We start from the raw sequence: 16,381 nt of genomic DNA, 5'->3' as shown, positions 1-16,381 counted from the left end.
AAAGGACCCTTCATGGCGATGATACGCAACCAGCGACGCCACCGGCTTGTCGCCTATTCCCTGATCCTGCCCTTTGTCGCGATCTTTTCGCTGGTCTTTGCCTATCCGATCGTCGAGGTCATCCGGCTAAGCTTCACCAATGCCACGCTGATCGGCGGCGGCGAATGGGTGGGCCTGCAGAACTACCGCGAGCTGCTGTCCGACAAGCTGTTTTATACATCATTGAAGAACAACGGCTATTTCGTCCTTCTTACAGTTGTTCCGACCACCGCCATCGCGCTTGGCATCGCGCTGATGGTCCAGCGCCTGTCGGGGCGCTTGCAGGCCTTGGCGCTGGCGCTGTTCTTTCTGCCCTACATCCTGCCGGTCTCGGTCGTGACCCAGATCTGGGCATGGATGCTGGATTTCCAGTTCGGCGTGCTGCAACCGGTTCTTGAACTGATCGCCGGCAAGCCGATCCCGGTCTTCAAGAACCCGCATTGGGTGATGCCGATGGTCGCGCTGGTGACGATCTGGTGGACCAACGGCTTCAACGTGCTGCTGCTGCTGGCCGGGCTGCGCAATATCCCGCAGGACCTGTATGAAGCCTCGGCGCTGGACGGGGCGAACCGCCGCCAGCAATTCGCCCGCATCACCTGGCCGCTGCTATGGCCGGTCGTGGCGCTGGTGCTGACGCTGCAACTGATCCTGCAACTGAAGCTGTTCGATCAGGTCTACCTGCTGTCCGAAGGCGGGCCGTTCAATTCCAGCTATGTGCTGCTGCTGATGGTCTATCGCGAGGCGTTCCAGCAGAACAACGGCGGCTATGCGGCGGCGATCTCGCTGGTGGTGTTCCTGCTGATCGTGACGGTCTCGGTCCTGCAATATCAGCTTCTGCGCATCAGGGGGCGCAAATGATCGCTCAAAAACGCATCGAGAACGCGGCGCTGACCGCGCTGACGCTGGTCGCGGGCGCGATCTGGATCTTTCCACTGTATTGGGCCTTCGTGACCTCGATCCGCACGGAAAACCGGGTCGTGTCGGATCAGGCCGGGCTGTTGCCCGATGAATTCAACCTGAGCGCCTATCACGACGCGCTGTTCAATTCGAGCCTGGTGCATTGGTATGTGAACTCGATCGGGACGTCCCTGATCATCACCGCCATCGTGCTGCTGACCGGGATGATGTGCGCCTATGCCATCAGCCAGATGAACTTTCCGGGGCGGCGGCTGCTTTACGGCGTCGTGCTGGGCAGTTTCATGGTTCCGGCGCAGGTGCTGGTGGTGCCGCAATTCATGCTGATGAACGATCTGGGCCTGATCAACAAATGGGGCGGGATCATCCTGCCGCAGCTGGTCGTGCCGGTGGTGATCATCGTCTACAAACAGTTCTTCGACGCCGTGCCCAAGGAAATGAAAGAGGCCGTCGTGCTGGACGGGGGCAGCGATTACACCATGCTGTTCAAGGTCTATCTGCCGCTGAACTGGGGCATCACCACGGCGCTGGCCATCATCACCTTCATTTCCTCGTGGAACGCCTTTCTGTGGCCCTTCCTTGTCATCACCACCGAGGACATGATGACCATTCCTGTCGGGCTGACACAGGTGAACGACGCCTTTGGCGTGGCCTATGCGCGGCTGATGTCGGTGGCGCTGCTGGGCGCGGCCCCGGTCGCCATCGCCTATCTGATCTTCCAGAAGCGGGTGACCGAGGCGGTGATGATCTCATCCGGCGTCAAGGGGTAAGCTGGCGCAGGTCGAATACCGTCCGCCCCGAGGTATCCAGCAGCGCCGTATCGGCCAGTTCGGCCATCAGGCGCTGCGCCCCCTCGGCGTCGCGGGCCTCGATCCGCTCAAAGACAGCGGCATGTTCCTCGACCGGGTTTCGGGTGTGGGGATTGGGCATGTCGCGGTAACGGAAGGCGGTGGTGAAGGCCACCGCCGCACAAATTCCAGCCTCAAGCGTCGCCAGAATGGGATTGTGCGAACTGCGCAAAAGTGAGCGGTGGAAGCTGGCATCGGCCTGATGCCAGCTTGTTTCCGTCATGTCGCAGGTCCGCATGGCATGCAGCGCAGTGCGGAACGTCGCCAGATCCTGTTCGGTCCGCCGTCCCGCCGCCAGCGCTGCGGCAGGTGGTTCGACCATGGCGCGCAATTCGTAAAGCGAGGTGATGAACCAGTCGGGCGGCGTGCCCGATTCAAAGAACCAGCGCACCACGTCGGGGTCCAGCAGCGTCCAGTTCTCGCGCGGGGCGACACGGGTGCCGCTGCGGGTGCGGCTGATCAGCATGCCCTTGCCCGCGACCTGACGCAGCGCCTCGCGGTAAGCCCCGCGCGAGACCCCGGCATGTTCGCCGAACTCCATCTCTTTCGGCACCGGCTCACCCACGGCCAGCGCGCCCGAGACGATCTGGCGGCCCAGCCAGTCCGCGATCGAGCCATGGATGCGGCGCGTCGAATGGGTCGAAAAGACGGGCGGGGCGTCGGAATGCACAGAGATTTTCATGTCCCTTGTGATAGCCGATCCCGGCGCAAAGTTCAGCGAAAATAATCGACTGCGGCGGCAATTCGCTGTGGACGCCCACGGTTTTCGCACGACCAAGCGGATTTCACCGCGCGGTGTCCGGCAATCTTGGGATGGCGAAAACTGTGGCAGCACACGCCACTGCTGGCAGCAGGCTGCAATCTGGTATGGCAGGCGTGTATTTCTGCGCGTCCTGCCCCCTCGCCATGGATGAAAATCGCACGGGCGACTGCTCTGGATCGAGATAGTCAATTCTAGGAGCAGTAAATGAGATCCTGCACGGTCCTGCCATTCATCCTGGCAAGCCTTGCCCTGCCTGCGGCTGCGCAAGACACCTTCACGCCCGAAAAGCTGGGCGTCGAAGCCCATATTGCCGAGGGGCCGAACGTCCTTGTCCTTGACCAGTCATGGAACGGTCCCAGCAAGATCGACGTGCTGGGTGCCGATGAGGGCCTGAAGATGAAGGGCAACATGGGCCCCGGCACCACCGCCCAGATGGTGCTGAGCCGCGACGGCAAGTCGCTTTATACCGGCTCGGTCTATATGCAGCGCTTCGTCTATGGCCCGGTCACGGTGATCTTGCACGAATGGGATCTGGCGACCTTGTCGCGCAAGCGTGAATTCGAGATCCCGACCAAGTTCGCCCATGTCGAAAGCCAGCCCGGCCTGTTCGCGCTCAGCGATGACGAAGCCTATCTGCTGGCCCAGAACGCGACGCCCGCGACTTCGGTTTCGGTCATCGACCTCAAGGCCGAAAAGGCGATTGCCGAGATCCCGACCCCCGGCTGCTGGACCGCCATTCCCGCCACGGGCATGAAATTCACCACGATCTGCGGCGACGGCACGCTGGCCAGCTATGCCTGGGCCGCGGACGGCAGCTTTGCCGAGCCCAAGAAATCCGCCAAGATCTTTGATCCCGACGCGGACGCGCTTTTCGCCAACCCGGTCCGCGCCGAGGGCAAGCTGATCTACCTGTCCTTCAACGGCAACCTGTATGTCGTCGATGACAGCGGCGAAGCCCCGGTTCTGGCCGAAACGGTCAAGCTGACTGACGGCGTCATCGGCAAATGGGCACCGGGCGGGTCCGAGGCCATCGCCTATAATGCCGCCACCGGCAAGCTGTTCATCCTGATGCATTCCGGCGCCAAGGAAGGCAGCCACAAGGACCCGGCTCAGGAAATCTGGACCGTCGATCTGGCCTCGAAGAAGGTCGTCGGCCGCTCGCCCGCGCATCACGAAAACACGCTGGCGGTCAGCAAGGGCGACGCGCCCGTCCTGTTCGCGGCGTCCGAGGAAGGCAACCTGACCCGCTACGCCTATGCCGAGGCCGATGGCGAGGTGACGCTGACCAAGGCTGGCGAGTTCGAAGGTCTGTCGAGCTTCCCGGCGCTGATCACCACGGATTTCTGATGATGACGCAGCTTGCCCCGATCACGGCGGTTGCCTGCTCGACCTTCGTGGCGCTGATCCTGATCCGTTCGGTCTGGCATAAAAGCCATGCCTTTCTGGAGACGGTCGGCTTTGCGCAGGGTTATGGGCTGGTCCCAGATGCTTGGACACCCGCCATCATCCGCGCCCTGACCGTGGTCGAGGCCGCCACGGTGCTTGGGCTGCTGATGCCCGGCACCCACGCATGGGCGGGCTGGGCGGCTGCGGGGATCTTCGCGGGATATGGTCTGCTTATGGCGCTGGCCTTGGCTCGTGGCCAGACCCGGATCGATTGCGGATGCGGTGGCGCACCGCAGCGCATCTCGGGCCTGACGCTGGGGCGCAATGCGGGTTTCACCGCGCTGGGTCTTGGCATTGCCCTCCTGCCCTCGGGCGGGCTGGGGCCGCTGGCGGTGCTGACCGGCATCGCCATGGGACTGACTTTCGCTGCGCTGCAAGCCGTGGCCGAGCGTCTGGCCGCGCATCTGCCGAATATCCGCCGGGCAAGCTGAGAAAGGAAAAGCAATGGAAATCATGACATTCGCCCTGATCGCGCTTTGGGTCGTGGTGCTGGTCCAACTGGCCCTGACCTATGTCCTTGCCCGCCAGATCGGCATCCTGTTCGAGCGCGTCTCGCCGGTCGGCGCGATGATCTCGAGCAGCGGGCCGGAACTGGGCAGCCCGGTTCCGGCACTGGCGCTGCCGAACCTGAATGGCCCCGGCCTGACACTGGGCAATTCGGGCAAGGCGCAGCTGGTGTTCTTCCTGTCCACCACCTGCCCGATCTGCAAGGTGCTTCTGCCCGTGCTGGCCGGGATCCGCGAGGATGAAGGCCGCTGGCTGGACGTGATCCTTGCCTCGGACGGGCGCGAGGCGCTGCATCGCCGCCTGATCGAGACCGAGCGCCTGCAGGACTTTCCCTATGTCCTGTCCTCGGAACTGGGGATGAGCTTCAAGGTCGCGAAACTGCCATTTGCCGTGCTGATCGGGCCGGACGGAACCGTCCGCGCCAAGGGCCTCGTGAACTCGCGCGAGCAGCTCGAAAGCCTGTTTACCGCATCTGAAACCGGCGTGCCCTCGCTTCAGGCCTCGATGGGCCTGAACGCCGCCGCCTGACACCCCTTCAAGGAGCAATCATGCCCCGTTTCATCGACAACCTGTTCAAATCCATCGACAAGGCCGCCGAGGGCCGTGTCCGCGGCGCGGCCCGGACCCATGGCCGCCGCAGCTTTCTGGCCAAGGCCGGGATCACTCTGCTGGGTGCCGCAGCCGCGACCCCGATCCTGCCCTTTGACCGCCGCGCCAATGCTGCGACCCCCCTGCCCGAGGACGATTGCGGCTACTGGAAGCACTGTGCGCTGGACGGCAACCTGTGCTCGACTTCGGGCGGTTCGCTGACCACCTGTCCGCCGGGTTCGTCGGCATCCTCGGTGTCATGGGTCGGGACCTGCACCAACCCGGATGACAACAAGGATTATCTGGTTAGCTACAACGACTGCTGCGGCAAGCCTCAGGTCAATTCCGCGAAATTCTGCTACACCTCCAAGGGCGAACGTCCGGGCTATCGCATGGGCCTGTATAACGACATCAACTGGTGCATGGCCAATACCGACAAGGGTTATCACTGCACCGTCTCGGTCGTGGTCGGGATGGCCGAGTGATGCGGTTTGCCAGAATTCGCCCGATGGCGGTTCCGGCCCTGCTGGTGGCGGCCTTTGCCGCCCCGGCTTTGGGGCAGGACGCGACGGGTGCCCAGCTTTTCGCCGATCACTGCGCCGCCTGCCACAATGAGGGCGGTGCGGGGAATCCCGGCCTTGCGCCGGCGCTGAACCGTCCGGGTTTCTGGGATGCCTTTGGCGACAAGGGGCCGGATTACCTTGCGGGCGTGATCGCCTCGGGGTTGATGGGAACGATCGTTGCTGGGGACGAGACCTATGCCGGGCTGATCATGCCACCGCAATCGGGCCTGAGTGACATCGAGGCCGCCAGCGTCGCCAACTGGGTGCTGCTCGAGGTGGGTCGCGATGCACCGGGCGCAGGACCCAAGGTCACGCCAGATCTGATCGCCGCGACCCGCGCTGCCGCCCCCGCCGCCCATGACCTGATCGCCATGAGGCCCGAAGGCTGATGCTGCGCCCCGTTTCGCTGGCCGCCATGTTGCTGACCCTTGCCGCCCCTGTCGCCGCTGCGGATGGCAAGGCGCATCGCGACTACATCCTGCGCTGCGCGGGTTGCCACGGCATGGACGGCGTGGGCACGGTCGAGGGCGGCATCCCGACCTTTCCCAACTCGGTCGGGGTGATCGCCGCCGATGATCTGGGCCGCACCTACATGATGCATGTGCCGGGGGTGGTCTCGGCCTCGCTTGACGATGCCGAGATTGCCGAGGTGATGAATTACGTGCTGGGCGAATGGGCGCCGGGAGAGGCCGAGCCCTTTACCGCCGCCGAAGTCACCCGCCTCCGAGCTGTGCCGGTGGCCGATGTCGTGGCCTTGCGCCGCGATGTTGCGGCCAAGCTGATGGCCAAGGGGCATCGGATCGCCGATTACCCCTGGCCGTGACGAAATCCCGGCCCGAATGACGGGCCGGGGGCATTTCAGACGATCCGGGCCAGTGCTGCTGCAAAGCCCAGCACCGTCCCGGCCTCGGCCAGACGGGTCAGACGCCCGGCGCGATGCGCCTCGATCCGGGTCTCCATCTTCATCGCCTCGATGACGGCGATGACCTGCCCGGCCTCGACCTGCGCGCCTTCTTCGGCTTGCCACAGGGTCAGCGTGCCTGCGACCGGGGCGGTGACGGCGGCCTCGTCGAGTGCCTCGGTTTCGGCGACTGGCAACGCGCCGCCGCCCGCGGGCAACGCCGCCAGCAGGTTCGCGGGCAGGCCCAGTTCGACCCGCTTGCCGTCGATTTCAACCGCAAGACGCAGCATCGGCGCGGTGGCTGCCGGGGTCACGCGAGCATGGGGTGCCATCGCGGCGGTCAGGGTGTCGGCGAAATCGGTCTCGATCCAGCGGGTATGGACGCGGAAATCGCCATCCTCGGCACGGAAATCCGGCTGCTCCAGCACCAGTTGGTCGAAAGGCAGGACCGAGGCCACGCCCTGAATGCGGAATTCGCGCAGGGCACGGGCGGCACGGGCCAAAGCCTCGGCACGGGTCGCGCCAGTGACGATCAGCTTGGCCATCATGGAATCGAAACTGCCCGGCACCACCGACCCCGAGGCCACGCCGCTATCCACGCGGATGCCCGGACCCGAGGGCGCGTCAAAGACCTCGATCGGGCCGGGCGTGGGCAGGAAGCCGCGCGCCGGGTCCTCGGCATTGATACGGAATTCGATGGAATGGCCGCGCGGTTCGGGCACCGTTTCGTCGGTCAAACGTGCGCCCTGCGCCACCCGGATCATGCCGCGCACCAGATCGATGCCGGTGGTTTCCTCGGTCACCGGATGCTCGACCTGCAGGCGGGTGTTGACCTCGAGGAAGGAGATCGTGCCATTGGCCGAGAGCAGGAATTCCACCGTGCCCGCCCCGCTGTAACCGGCATGGGCGCAGATCGCGCGGGCGGAATCGTGGATGCGCGTGCGCTGTTCGTCGGTCAGGAAGGGGGCGGGGGCTTCCTCGACCAGCTTCTGGTTGCGGCGCTGCAGCGAACAGTCACGCGTGCCGATTACCTTGACTGTGCCGTGCTTGTCAGCCAGCACCTGCGCCTCGATATGACGGGGGCGGTCAAGGAACTGCTCGATGAAGCATTCGCCGCGACCAAAGGCGGTCAGGGCCTCGCGCGTGGCGGATTCGAACAACTCCTCGACCTCTTCCAGACGCCAGGCGACTTTCATGCCGCGACCGCCGCCGCCAAAGGCGGCCTTGATCGCGATCGGCAGGCCATGCGCCTTGGCAAAGGCCAGCGCCTCGGCCGGGGTCTCAACGGGTCCGGGCGTGCCCGTGACCAGCGGCGCGCCCACGGCCTCGGCGATGCGGCGGGCCTCGATCTTGTCGCCCAAGGCCTCGATTACCTTCGGATCGGGACCGACCCAGATCAGCCCGGCATCCTGCACGGCCTGCGCGAATTCGGCGCGTTCGGAAAGGAACCCATATCCGGGATGGATCGCATCTGCACCCGCTTCGCGCGCGATGGCGATGATCTTGTCGGCGTTCAGATAGCTGTCGGCGGGCTTTTCGCCCCCCAGCGCATGGGCCTGATCGGCCATGCGTACGAAAAGCGCATCGCGGTCGCTATCGGCAAAAATGGCGACCGAGGCGATGCCCTCATCGCGGCAGGCGCGGATGATGCGGACGGCGATCTCGCCGCGGTTGGCGATCAGCAGGCGCTTGATCGGGCGCTCGGGGGCAGCGTCGGTATTTGCGGCGAAAAGGGTCATGCGGACCTCGCAGGGGTAATCGGGACAAAATCTTGGGCGGCGGTAAAGCGGATGCGGGCGCCGGGCGGGATCTGGCCTGCCAGATCCAAAGCCTGTGGCAGCAGCGTCGCGATCACCGGATAGCCGCCGGTCAGCGGGTGGTCGGCCAGAAACAGCACAGGCTGGCCTGAATGGGGGATCTGGATGGCGCCGGTCTCGGTCCCTTCCGAGGGCAGCTCCAACGCATCCTCGCGCGTCATCGGCTGCGCCCCTTCAAGGCGGATCCCGACCCGAGAGCTTTGCGGCGTCACCAGCCATTCCTGCGTCAGGAAATGCTGGACCATCTGCGGCGTGAACCAATCGGTGCGCGGTCCCAGAGTCACTGGCAGCGTGACCAGATCGCCAGCCTTCGGCAATGCAGGCTGATCCTGCGGCTCGGCCACCGATGTCGCGGGGCGATTGGCGCAACCCAGCACCGCGCCGGGCTTCAGCGGATCAGGGCCGACAAAGGCCAGCGTATCGGTGGCGGCAGAGCCCAGCACCGGGGCGATATCGAAACCACCGCGCAGGGCCAGATAGCTGCGCATCCCGGTCTCGGGTGGCAGGATCGTCAGTTCATCGCCCGCATCCAGAGCGAAAGCTGCGCCTTGGGGTTGGGGAATGCCCGCGACACTGGCGGAGGCCGCGCCGGTCAATGCCAGCGTCACCGGCTGGTCTGCGCGCAACCGGACCGGGCCAAGAGTAATCTCCAGCGCAGGCGTATTCGACGGGTTGCCGACCGCGCGGTTCGCTCGGTGCAGCGCCCCCATGTCCAGCGCGCCCGAGGCCGAAACCCCCTGCCCGCCCTGTCCCGGTCGGCCATCATCCTGAAAGACAATCGGAAAGGCCGAGGAGAGGACGGTCAAGGCAGGCTCGGTGACCGGCGCAGGGATCGCCGCCGAGCGGTGGAAATCCGCCGCGCCTTCGACAAAGCGTGCGCGGACGCCCGGACGCAGCAGCGCGGGCGGGTCGCGGCTCAGGTCCCACATCGGGACTTTGGTCGTGCCGATCAGCTGCCAGCCGCCGGGGGTTTCCTGCGGATAGATGCCACAGAAGCGTCCGGCCAGCGCGACCGAGCCCGCCGGAATCTTTGTGCGCGGCGCAGGACGGCGCGGCAAGTCAAAGCGCGGATCGTCGCAGGTCATATAGGCGAAGCCCGGCGCAAAGCCGCAAAATGCCACCTGCCACGTCGTTGCCTGATGGGCGGCGATGACCTCGGGGACGGTCAGGGCCATCAGCCGTGCGACATCGTCGAGGTCCTCGCCGCTATAGATCACCGGGATCTCGACGGTCTCAATCGGGCCTTCCTCGCGCCTTGTGCCGGGGGCAGGTTGGCGGGCCACCACCTGCCCGGCCAGCACCGCATCGGCGGCAAAGCCGGGGCTCATGCGGATCATCAGGGTACGAGCGGCGGGCACGATCTCGGCCACGCCCTCGATCGGGTCGGCCAGCAGCGCATCGAACAAAGCCAGCGTCTGGTCGAGATCGGCCAGTTCGACCAGAACGGTGCGGGGACCGACGGGAAGGAAGCGCATGGTCACACCTGCCATTGGCTGTCGGGCACGTCGGTAATGAACATGTGTCCCGGCGCATGGGTAATGGCGAAAGGCGGCTTCGAGGCCATGACAGCGGCCTGCGGCGTCACCCCGCAGGCCCAGAAGACCGGGACCTCACCGTCGCGGATCTGCACTGGGTCTCCGAAATCGGGTTTGGACAGATCCGCAATGCCCAGGGTTTCAGGCGAGCCGATATGGACCGGTGCGCCGTGAACGGCGGGGAAGCGGGCGGTGATGGTCGCGGCCTCGGCCACGCGGTCGGCGGGGACCGGGCGCATCGACACGACCATCTGCCCGTGCAAGCGGCCCGCCGGGCGGCAATCGCGATTGGTCAGATACATCGGCACATTGCAGCCCTGCGCGACATGGCGGACCTCTATCCCGGCCTGCATCAAGGGGGTTTCAAAGGTGAAGGAGCAGCCGATCAGGAAGGTGACCAGATCGGCATGCTCGGCCCAGACCTGGGTCGCGTCAGCCAGTTCCTCGGTCAGAACGCCATCGCGCCAGACGCGGTACAGCGGCAGGTCGCGGCGCAGGTCGGCATCAGGCGCAAGCGCCGTGCGATGGCTGCCGGGATCGGTCACGTCCAGCACCGGGCAGGGCTTCGGGTTGCGCTGCCCGTAAAGCAGAAAGTCCCATGCCCAATCGCGCGGCAGCGAGATCATGTTGCATTGAGTGAAACCGGGGGCCATGCCTGCGGTCGGCGCGATCAGCCCGCCCCGGCATTGCAGGCGGGCCGCGGCGGCGGTGGCGGGATCGGGACGCAGCATTATTTGGTCTCCGTGAAAGGGGTGATGGACACGCCAGCGGCCAGCAACTCCTCGCGGATGCGGCGGGCCATGTCGACGGCGCCAGCGCTGTCGCCATGGACGCAGATGCTGTCGGCGTGCAGTCGCAGGGTCGAGCCGTCAATGGCCTCGATCACGCCTTCGGTCGCCAGCCGCACCATGCGGGCCGCGACCAGTTCCGGGTCATGCAGCACCGCCCCCGGATCGCGGCGCGAGACCAGCTGGCCCTCGGGTGTATAGGCGCGATCGCCAAAGGCCTCGGCCACGGTTTTCAGCCCGGCGGCCTTAGCGCGCTCAAGGATCGGCGCGCCCGCCAGACCCATCAGCACCAGCGACGGGTCGATGGCCTTGATGCCCGCGATCACCGCATCGGCCTGCCGGGCGTCATTGGCGATGGTGTTGTAAAGCGCGCCATGCGGCTTGACGTAGCTGACCCGTGTGCCGACCGAAGCCGCCAGCCCCTGCAGCGCGCCGATCTGATAGATCACGTCTGCGGTAAGTTCGGCCGAGGTCACGTCCATCGGACGGCGACCGAAACCCACGCGGTCGGGATAGGACACATGCGCCCCCACTGCGACACCTCGGGAAACCGCGTCGCGCAGCGTGGCAAGGATCGTCAGCGGATCGCCCGCGTGAAAGCCGCAGGCCACGTTGGCCGAGCTGACAATCGCCAGCATCGCCGCATCATCGCCCATGGTCCATGCGCCATAGCCTTCGCCAAGGTCGCTGTTAAGGTCGATCTGGTGGGTCATGTTGTCCTCCGAAATTCCAGAATGCGGCGGCCATTTCGGGCCGCCGCGAGGGTCATCAGGCGCCGAGGAAGGCGAAGATCGGGCCGACCGACTTGATCCCCATATACCAGGTCAGGGCACAGACGATGGCCGAAAGGGTCAGCAGCACCCGGTTGTAGACATGGCCGCCCATCAGGTCGGGCCGGGCAAAGCCGACATAGGTGAAGATCGTCAGGCCGATGGGCAGGATCAGTCCGTTGAAGCCGCCGACAAAGATCAGGATTGCCGCCGGGGCCGTGCCGATCGCCATGTAGACCGCCAGCGAGAAGGCGATGAAGATCACCGTCGCGATATTGCGGCTGCGCTCGGTCATGGTCGAGAACACGTTGAGGAAGCTGACCGAGGTATAGGCCGCCCCGATGACCGAGGTGATGGCCGCGGCCCAAAGCACCACGCCAAAGATCCGCATGCCCGTGTCGCCAAGTGCCGCGGCAAAGGCCTGCGCGGCGGGGTTGGCGGCCTGGCTCGACAGGTCCAGCGTCACACCCGAGGCGACGACGCCCAGGATCGCCAGGAACAGCACGAAGCGCATCAGCCCGGTCACCGCAATCCCGGTCAACGAGGCGCGTGTGACGGCGGCAAGATTTTCCTCTCCGACCAGACCCTTGTCCAGCAGGCGATGCGCGCCGGAATAGGTGATATAGCCGCCGACCGTGCCGCCGACGATGGTGGTGATGGTCGGGAAGTCGATCACATCGGGCAGGATCGCCTGACGCATCGCATCGCCCACCGGCGGGTTCGAGGTGATGGCGACGACCAGCGTCATCGCGATCATCAGGACGCCCAGACCGATCAGCGAGCGGTCCAGCAGCAGCCCCGCGCGTTTCGACAGGAAGACGCCGATCGCCAGCAGCGCCGAAATCGCGCCGCCGATCTTGGGATCAAGGCCGAACATCGCGTTCATGCCCAGACCCGCACCCGCGATATTGCCGATGTTAAAGGCCAGCCCGCCGATCAGGATCAGCACCGCCAGCAGATAGCCCGAACCGGGAATGGCCGCATTGGCCGTGTCCGAGGCATTGCGCCGGGTCAGCGCGGTGATGCGCCAGATGTTCAACTGCACCACGAAATCGATCAGGATCGAAGCGAGGATGGCAAAGGCGAAAGCCGCGCCCAGTTTCTGCGTGAAGGTCGCCGTCTGGGTAATGAAGCCCGGACCGATGGCCGATGTGGCCATCAGGAAGATTGCCGCCAGAAACCCGCCACGAAGGCTGGCATTGGCAGCGGTGGGAGCGGAATCGCTCATTCTGACATGCTCCTGTTGGAATATTTCTGATCTTGGATGACGGGACTGTGAGATTGGTATGGCAGTACGTCAACGATTATTTGACACTTGGTATATGATTGTCGAACAATCATATCAGTTGAAGGGGACGATCTGCCCGTCAATCAGGCAGAATGCACCCCGGATGACATTTGAAACGGCAAAATGGCGGGCGCAGGATGGCTCGAATCATCCGCGCCCGCTTGTGTGGGATGGCCGGCCTGTGGAATATGCCCGGCACTTCAGACGGAACGCCCCATGAGCTCAGAACCCAGCCTGACCGAAGAAATCGCCTCGCAATTGCGCGATCAGGTGACGGGGGGCGCGTTGACCCCCGGCCAGCGCCTGTCCGAGGCGCGGTTGGCCGCTGATCTGGACATCTCGCGCAATACCTTGCGCGAGGTATTTCGTCTGCTGACCCGTGAAGGGCTGTTGCGCCACGAACCCAACCGCGGGGTGTTCGTCGCCGTGCCCTCGATGGCGTCAATCCTGGACATCTACCGGGTGCGCCGCCTGATCGAGGTTCCGGCGCTGGCGCAGGCCTGGCCCCGGCATGAGGGCGCAGGCCGGATGCGTGCCGCGGTCGTACGCGCCAAGAACCTGCGCGACATTGGCGATTGGCGCGGCATCGGCAGCGCCAATATGGAGTTTCACGCGGCGATCGTCTCACTCAGCGACAGCCCGCGGCTGAATGCGTTTTTCGCCCAGATCATCGCGGAATTGCGGCTGGCCTTTGGCCTGCTCGACAGCCCCGAGATGCTGCACGCCCCCTATATCGACCGTAACGCCCAGATCCTTGAGCGGCTGGAAGCGGGCGATGCGGCGACGGCTTCGGTGATGCTGGACGAATATCTGGGCCAATCCGAGCGGGTCGTGCTGCAGGCCTTTGCCCGGCTGGGCTAGTTTACAGCAATCTCGGCCAGAATCTGCATCGCCTCGGCCGCGCGCGGCTCGGGGACGAACAGATGGTCGTGATGGAAGCCCGAGACCGGATTGACCGCAATGCCGCGCCGGGCCAGTTCCGTGGCGATGCGGGCCATAAACCCCACCGCAGATAGCGAGGAATGCACCTCCAGCGTGATCATCCGGCAGGGAAATTCCCAAGGCAGGCCCAGCCTGTCCGCCTGATCGCGCAAAAGGATCATGGTGATGCCCTCGGCCTCGTGAAAGATCATGCGCGGATGCAGGCCGGACGGAAGCTCGGCCACAGTGACAAAAACATAGAGCCCGTCCTCCATCCGCGGTGAAAGCGTGGCCAGAAGCTGTCCCAGATCCGTTTCCCCACTCATCTTCGCCCCTTTTGCGACCCAGCCAGCCTAGACATGTGTGCTGTCGAAACCCGAGGGAAATCATCGCGCGATCCGGTTCCGCAGCACAGTACCGAAAAACGCGATGCACTCTGCGCTGCCCGCCAATCATGCGGCCCGTGCCGAATTTCTGCTCAATCAGCTCGTATGGTAGTCAACCAGTTTCCCGCATGACGCGAGATGTTGCCGCGCTATGGCCAATCCTGCGCGCCACAGTTGTAACGGTCGGCATGGACCCACGGCCGTATCCGACCCGGTCCAAGCTTCGATGATGACCTGCCTGCACGCCCGCCCTTGCCAATCTGGCAGGCGGGAACGGGCTAACAACTGCCACAGGCCCAGCCTGTGCCGGAGGAAGATATGAGCAGTCAACCAAAGGGCATGTCGCGCCGCGATCTGCTGGCAATGGTCGGAATGGCCGCCGGCGCTTCGGCCATGTATTCGGCGATGGCCGGGATGGGCTATGCCGGGACCTCGGACTACAAGGGGCCGGTCAAGCTGGAGGGCGACCCCAAGGGTGCCTCGGTTCTGGTGCTGGGCGCGGGGCTGGCGGGAATGACCGCCGCCTATGAACTGCGTCGCGCCGGCTACAAGGTCCAGATCCTTGAATACCGCGAAAAGGCAGGTGGACGCTGCTGGACGCTGCGCAGCGGCGACAGCTACACCGAACTGGGCGGCTACACGCAAAAGGTCGGCTTTGCCGAGGGCAATTACCTGAACCCCGGCCCGTGGCGCATCCCCTCGGATCACTATGCGGTGCTGGATTACTGCAAGCGTTTCGGCGTCAAGCTGGAGCCCTTCATGCAGGTCAACTACAACGCCTATGTCCACAATACCGAAGCTTTTGGCGGCAAGCCCCAAAGGTTCAAGGAAATTCAGGCCGATTACCGCGGCCAGATCGCCGAACTTCTGGCCAAGGCGGTCAAGCAGGACAAGCTGGATGAGGCGGTCACCGACGAGGATGCCGAACTGCTGGTCGCCTCGCTCAAGCGCTACGGCGTACTGAACGACGATCTGGAATATGTGAAATCGGAAAAGGTATCGGAACATCGCGGCTGGGAAAAGCAACCGGGCGGTGGTGTCGGGGCGGAACCCGTGCCCTCAAACATCATCTCGCTGTCGGACATCCTCAAGGGGAAGCTCTGGAACAACCTGATCACCGGCGAATCCATCGACCATCAGGCGGCGATCTTTCAGCCGGTCGGCGGGATGGACATGATCGCGCAGGCCTTTGAGCGCGAGGTGAAGGACCTGATCACCTATAATGCCAAGGTCATCCGCTATGAGGGCGGCGAAAACGGCGTCACGGCCACCTATGTCGACGCAAAAGCAGGCGGCGCGGAACAGACGGTCTCGGCCGATTACTGCATCTGCACCATCCCCTTCTCGGTTCTGGGCCAGATCGAGCATAATTTCTCGGCCCCGATGACGGCGGCGATCGAGGATGTGTATTACGAAAGCTCGATCAAGGTCGGGCTGGAGTTCAAGCGCCGGTTCTGGGAACAGGACGACCATATCTATGGCGGCATCAGCTATACCAACCTGCCGATCACGCTGATCTCCTATCCGTCGACGAATTTCTTCAGCGACGGGCCGGGGGTGCTGCTGGGCACCTATTCATGGGGTGCTGCCGCCTATCAGTTCAACGCCATCGCGCCGGAAGCGCGGATCGAAAAGGCGCTGGAATTCGGCGCACAGATCCATCCGCAATATCGTGACGAGTTTTCGAATGGCGTCGCCGTCGCATGGCATCGCGTGCCGTGGACTTTGGGCTGCTATGGCGAATGGCGCGACAAGGAAAAGCACTATCCTGCGGCGACCGCCATGGACCAGCGCACCTTGATGGCGGGCGAGCATATCTCATTCCTGCCGGCATGGCAGGAAGGGGCGATCCTCTCGGCGCTGAACGCCATCGAGCGTCTTCACAAGCACATCATCGGCTGAGGTTCCCAGACATGAAACGCCACCTTGCACAGGCCGCTGTCGCGGCTGCCCTGTCGCTGGCCGCCCCGGCATTCGCACAGGATTTCGTCACCACCTCGGCTGCCAAAACCATTCCCGGCACCGAGGGCAAGGACATCTACAACGCCATCTGCTCGGGCTGCCACATGCCGGATGGCACCGGTGCCACCGGCGCGGGGCATTATCCGGCGCTGGCCGGCAATGCCATGCTGGAGGGGCCGGACTACCCGATCCATATGATCATCCATGGGCAAAAGGCGATGCCTCCGGTCGGCGATGTCATGACCGACGACCAGATCGCCGCCGTGGTGAACTATATCCGCCACGATCTGGGCAATGCCTTTGAAGGCGAAACCACCGCCGCCGACGTCGCCGCGGCCCGCTGA

The 16,381-nt window shown here is 64.5% G+C and carries 19 protein-coding genes; 11 read left to right on the top strand and 8 right to left on the bottom strand.

Annotated elements, in window-relative coordinates; translation table 11 throughout:
* Positions 1-12: 12 nt before the first annotated feature.
* Positions 13-897, top strand: a complete 885-nt coding sequence (locus tag GL300_RS14450) for a carbohydrate ABC transporter permease (protein WP_155040356.1) — start codon at positions 13-15, stop codon at positions 895-897.
* Here the strand turns inward: GL300_RS14450 and GL300_RS27445 are convergent.
* Positions 867-1,100: an autoinducer binding domain-containing protein gene (locus GL300_RS27445; protein WP_394207360.1), complete on the bottom strand. Its 234-nt coding sequence runs from the start codon at positions 1,098-1,100 to the stop codon at positions 867-869. The genes GL300_RS14450 and GL300_RS27445 overlap by 31 nt on opposite strands.
* Here GL300_RS27445 and GL300_RS14445 point away from each other — a divergent pair.
* Positions 987-1,724: a carbohydrate ABC transporter permease gene (locus tag GL300_RS14445; RefSeq protein WP_394207359.1), complete on the top strand. Its 738-nt coding sequence runs from the start codon at positions 987-989 to the stop codon at positions 1,722-1,724. The two genes, GL300_RS27445 and GL300_RS14445, sit on opposite strands and share 114 nt — an antisense overlap.
* Here GL300_RS14445 and GL300_RS14440 read toward each other — a convergent pair.
* The gene (locus tag GL300_RS14440) at positions 1,714-2,484 is read right to left on the bottom strand and encodes a FadR/GntR family transcriptional regulator (protein ID WP_170297673.1); all 771 of its coding nucleotides are present in this window, start codon (positions 2,482-2,484) and stop codon (positions 1,714-1,716) included. The genes GL300_RS14445 and GL300_RS14440 overlap by 11 nt on opposite strands.
* Positions 2,485-2,769: 285 nt before the next feature.
* On the opposite strand from GL300_RS14440, the gene GL300_RS14435 reads away from it, so the two are divergent.
* Genes GL300_RS14435 through GL300_RS14410 form a run of 6 tightly spaced genes read left to right on the top strand, consistent with a single transcriptional unit; the run spans position 2,770 to position 6,492 of the window.
* Positions 2,770-3,912 carry an amine dehydrogenase large subunit gene (locus GL300_RS14435; protein WP_155040353.1) on the top strand — a complete coding sequence of 381 codons (1,143 nt, stop codon included), beginning with the start codon at positions 2,770-2,772 and terminating at the stop codon, positions 3,910-3,912.
* Positions 3,912-4,442, top strand: a complete 531-nt coding sequence (locus tag GL300_RS14430; protein ID WP_155040352.1) for a MauE/DoxX family redox-associated membrane protein — start codon at positions 3,912-3,914, stop codon at positions 4,440-4,442. Before GL300_RS14435 ends, GL300_RS14430 begins: the two co-directional genes overlap by 1 nt.
* Before the next feature lie 13 nt (positions 4,443-4,455).
* Positions 4,456-5,046 carry a thioredoxin domain-containing protein gene (locus GL300_RS14425; RefSeq protein WP_155040351.1) on the top strand — a complete coding sequence of 197 codons (591 nt, stop codon included), beginning with the start codon at positions 4,456-4,458 and terminating at the stop codon, positions 5,044-5,046.
* A gap of 20 nt (positions 5,047-5,066) precedes the next feature.
* Entirely contained in the window at positions 5,067-5,591 is a 525-nt protein-coding gene (locus tag GL300_RS14420) for a methylamine dehydrogenase light chain (protein WP_155040350.1), read from the top strand.
* The gene (locus GL300_RS14415) at positions 5,591-6,058 is read left to right on the top strand and encodes a c-type cytochrome (RefSeq protein ID WP_155040349.1); all 468 of its coding nucleotides are present in this window, start codon (positions 5,591-5,593) and stop codon (positions 6,056-6,058) included. Before GL300_RS14420 ends, GL300_RS14415 begins: the two co-directional genes overlap by 1 nt.
* Entirely contained in the window at positions 6,058-6,492 is a 435-nt protein-coding gene (locus tag GL300_RS14410; RefSeq protein ID WP_155040348.1) for a c-type cytochrome, read from the top strand. The genes GL300_RS14415 and GL300_RS14410 overlap by 1 nt, the downstream gene beginning before the upstream one ends.
* 35 nt (positions 6,493-6,527) lie before the next feature.
* Here the strand turns inward: GL300_RS14410 and GL300_RS14405 are convergent, their stop codons facing one another.
* Genes GL300_RS14405 through GL300_RS14385 form a run of 5 tightly spaced genes read right to left on the bottom strand, consistent with a single transcriptional unit; the run spans position 6,528 to position 12,708 of the window.
* Complete coding sequence (locus tag GL300_RS14405) at positions 6,528-8,309, bottom strand: acetyl/propionyl/methylcrotonyl-CoA carboxylase subunit alpha (RefSeq protein ID WP_155040347.1); 1,782 nt, start codon at positions 8,307-8,309, stop codon at positions 6,528-6,530.
* Positions 8,306-9,862 (bottom strand): 5-oxoprolinase subunit B/C family protein, encoded by a 1,557-nt coding sequence (locus tag GL300_RS14400; protein ID WP_155040346.1) that lies wholly within the window; start codon positions 9,860-9,862, stop codon positions 8,306-8,308. Before GL300_RS14400 ends, GL300_RS14405 begins: the two co-directional genes overlap by 4 nt.
* A gap of 2 nt (positions 9,863-9,864) precedes the next feature.
* Positions 9,865-10,656: a putative hydro-lyase gene (locus GL300_RS14395; RefSeq protein ID WP_343043054.1), complete on the bottom strand. Its 792-nt coding sequence runs from the start codon at positions 10,654-10,656 to the stop codon at positions 9,865-9,867.
* Complete coding sequence (locus tag GL300_RS14390; RefSeq protein ID WP_155040344.1) at positions 10,653-11,423, bottom strand: LamB/YcsF family protein; 771 nt, start codon at positions 11,421-11,423, stop codon at positions 10,653-10,655. Before GL300_RS14390 ends, GL300_RS14395 begins: the two co-directional genes overlap by 4 nt.
* A 55-nt stretch (positions 11,424-11,478) precedes the next feature.
* Entirely contained in the window at positions 11,479-12,708 is a 1,230-nt protein-coding gene (locus GL300_RS14385) for an NRAMP family divalent metal transporter (protein WP_155040343.1), read from the bottom strand.
* A 276-nt stretch (positions 12,709-12,984) separates the two neighbouring features.
* Between GL300_RS14385 and GL300_RS14380 the strand changes: the two genes are divergently transcribed.
* Positions 12,985-13,629 (top strand): GntR family transcriptional regulator, encoded by a 645-nt coding sequence (locus tag GL300_RS14380; RefSeq protein WP_155040342.1) that lies wholly within the window; start codon positions 12,985-12,987, stop codon positions 13,627-13,629.
* Here GL300_RS14380 and GL300_RS14375 read toward each other — a convergent pair.
* The gene (locus GL300_RS14375; RefSeq protein WP_155040341.1) at positions 13,626-14,015 is read right to left on the bottom strand and encodes an ACT domain-containing protein; all 390 of its coding nucleotides are present in this window, start codon (positions 14,013-14,015) and stop codon (positions 13,626-13,628) included. The genes GL300_RS14380 and GL300_RS14375 overlap by 4 nt on opposite strands.
* 378 nt (positions 14,016-14,393) lie before the next feature.
* On the opposite strand from GL300_RS14375, the gene GL300_RS14370 reads away from it, so the two are divergent.
* Positions 14,394-15,977: a flavin monoamine oxidase family protein gene (locus GL300_RS14370; protein WP_155040340.1), complete on the top strand. Its 1,584-nt coding sequence runs from the start codon at positions 14,394-14,396 to the stop codon at positions 15,975-15,977.
* A gap of 11 nt (positions 15,978-15,988) precedes the next feature.
* Positions 15,989-16,381 carry a c-type cytochrome gene (locus GL300_RS14365; RefSeq protein ID WP_155040339.1) on the top strand — a complete coding sequence of 131 codons (393 nt, stop codon included), beginning with the start codon at positions 15,989-15,991 and terminating at the stop codon, positions 16,379-16,381.

The sequence above is a fragment of the Paracoccus litorisediminis genome (genome assembly GCF_009711205.1).
GTDB lineage: Bacteria > Pseudomonadota > Alphaproteobacteria > Rhodobacterales > Rhodobacteraceae > Paracoccus > Paracoccus litorisediminis.
Note: the sequence above shows the minus strand (reverse complement) of the source record. Positions and strands in the feature narration are given on the sequence as shown.

Bases quoted from the DNA above. Each gene is read 5' to 3' on its own strand.
- GL300_RS14400 (WP_155040346.1), bottom strand. From the start codon at position 9,862: ATGCGCTTCCTTCCCGTCGGTCCCCGCACCGTTCTGGTCGAACTGGCC.
- GL300_RS14370 (WP_155040340.1), top strand. From the start codon at position 14,394: ATGAGCAGTCAACCAAAGGGCATGTCGCGCCGCGATCTGCTGGCAATG.
- GL300_RS14435 (WP_155040353.1), top strand. From the start codon at position 2,770: ATGAGATCCTGCACGGTCCTGCCATTCATCCTGGCAAGCCTTGCCCTG.
- GL300_RS14420 (WP_155040350.1), top strand. From the start codon at position 5,067: ATGCCCCGTTTCATCGACAACCTGTTCAAATCCATCGACAAGGCCGCC.
- GL300_RS14405 (WP_155040347.1), bottom strand. From the start codon at position 8,309: ATGACCCTTTTCGCCGCAAATACCGACGCTGCCCCCGAGCGCCCGATC.
- GL300_RS14375 (WP_155040341.1), bottom strand. From the start codon at position 14,015: ATGAGTGGGGAAACGGATCTGGGACAGCTTCTGGCCACGCTTTCACCG.
- GL300_RS14450 (WP_155040356.1), top strand. From the start codon at position 13: ATGGCGATGATACGCAACCAGCGACGCCACCGGCTTGTCGCCTATTCC.
- GL300_RS14415 (WP_155040349.1), top strand. From the start codon at position 5,591: ATGCGGTTTGCCAGAATTCGCCCGATGGCGGTTCCGGCCCTGCTGGTG.
- GL300_RS14380 (WP_155040342.1), top strand. From the start codon at position 12,985: ATGAGCTCAGAACCCAGCCTGACCGAAGAAATCGCCTCGCAATTGCGC.
- GL300_RS14440 (WP_170297673.1), bottom strand. From the start codon at position 2,484: ATGAAAATCTCTGTGCATTCCGACGCCCCGCCCGTCTTTTCGACCCAT.
- GL300_RS14425 (WP_155040351.1), top strand. From the start codon at position 4,456: ATGGAAATCATGACATTCGCCCTGATCGCGCTTTGGGTCGTGGTGCTG.
- GL300_RS14390 (WP_155040344.1), bottom strand. From the start codon at position 11,423: ATGACCCACCAGATCGACCTTAACAGCGACCTTGGCGAAGGCTATGGC.
- GL300_RS14410 (WP_155040348.1), top strand. From the start codon at position 6,058: ATGCTGCGCCCCGTTTCGCTGGCCGCCATGTTGCTGACCCTTGCCGCC.
- GL300_RS27445 (WP_394207360.1), bottom strand. From the start codon at position 1,100: ATGCACCAGGCTCGAATTGAACAGCGCGTCGTGATAGGCGCTCAGGTT.
- GL300_RS14365 (WP_155040339.1), top strand. From the start codon at position 15,989: ATGAAACGCCACCTTGCACAGGCCGCTGTCGCGGCTGCCCTGTCGCTG.
- GL300_RS14430 (WP_155040352.1), top strand. From the start codon at position 3,912: ATGATGACGCAGCTTGCCCCGATCACGGCGGTTGCCTGCTCGACCTTC.
- GL300_RS14385 (WP_155040343.1), bottom strand. From the start codon at position 12,708: ATGAGCGATTCCGCTCCCACCGCTGCCAATGCCAGCCTTCGTGGCGGG.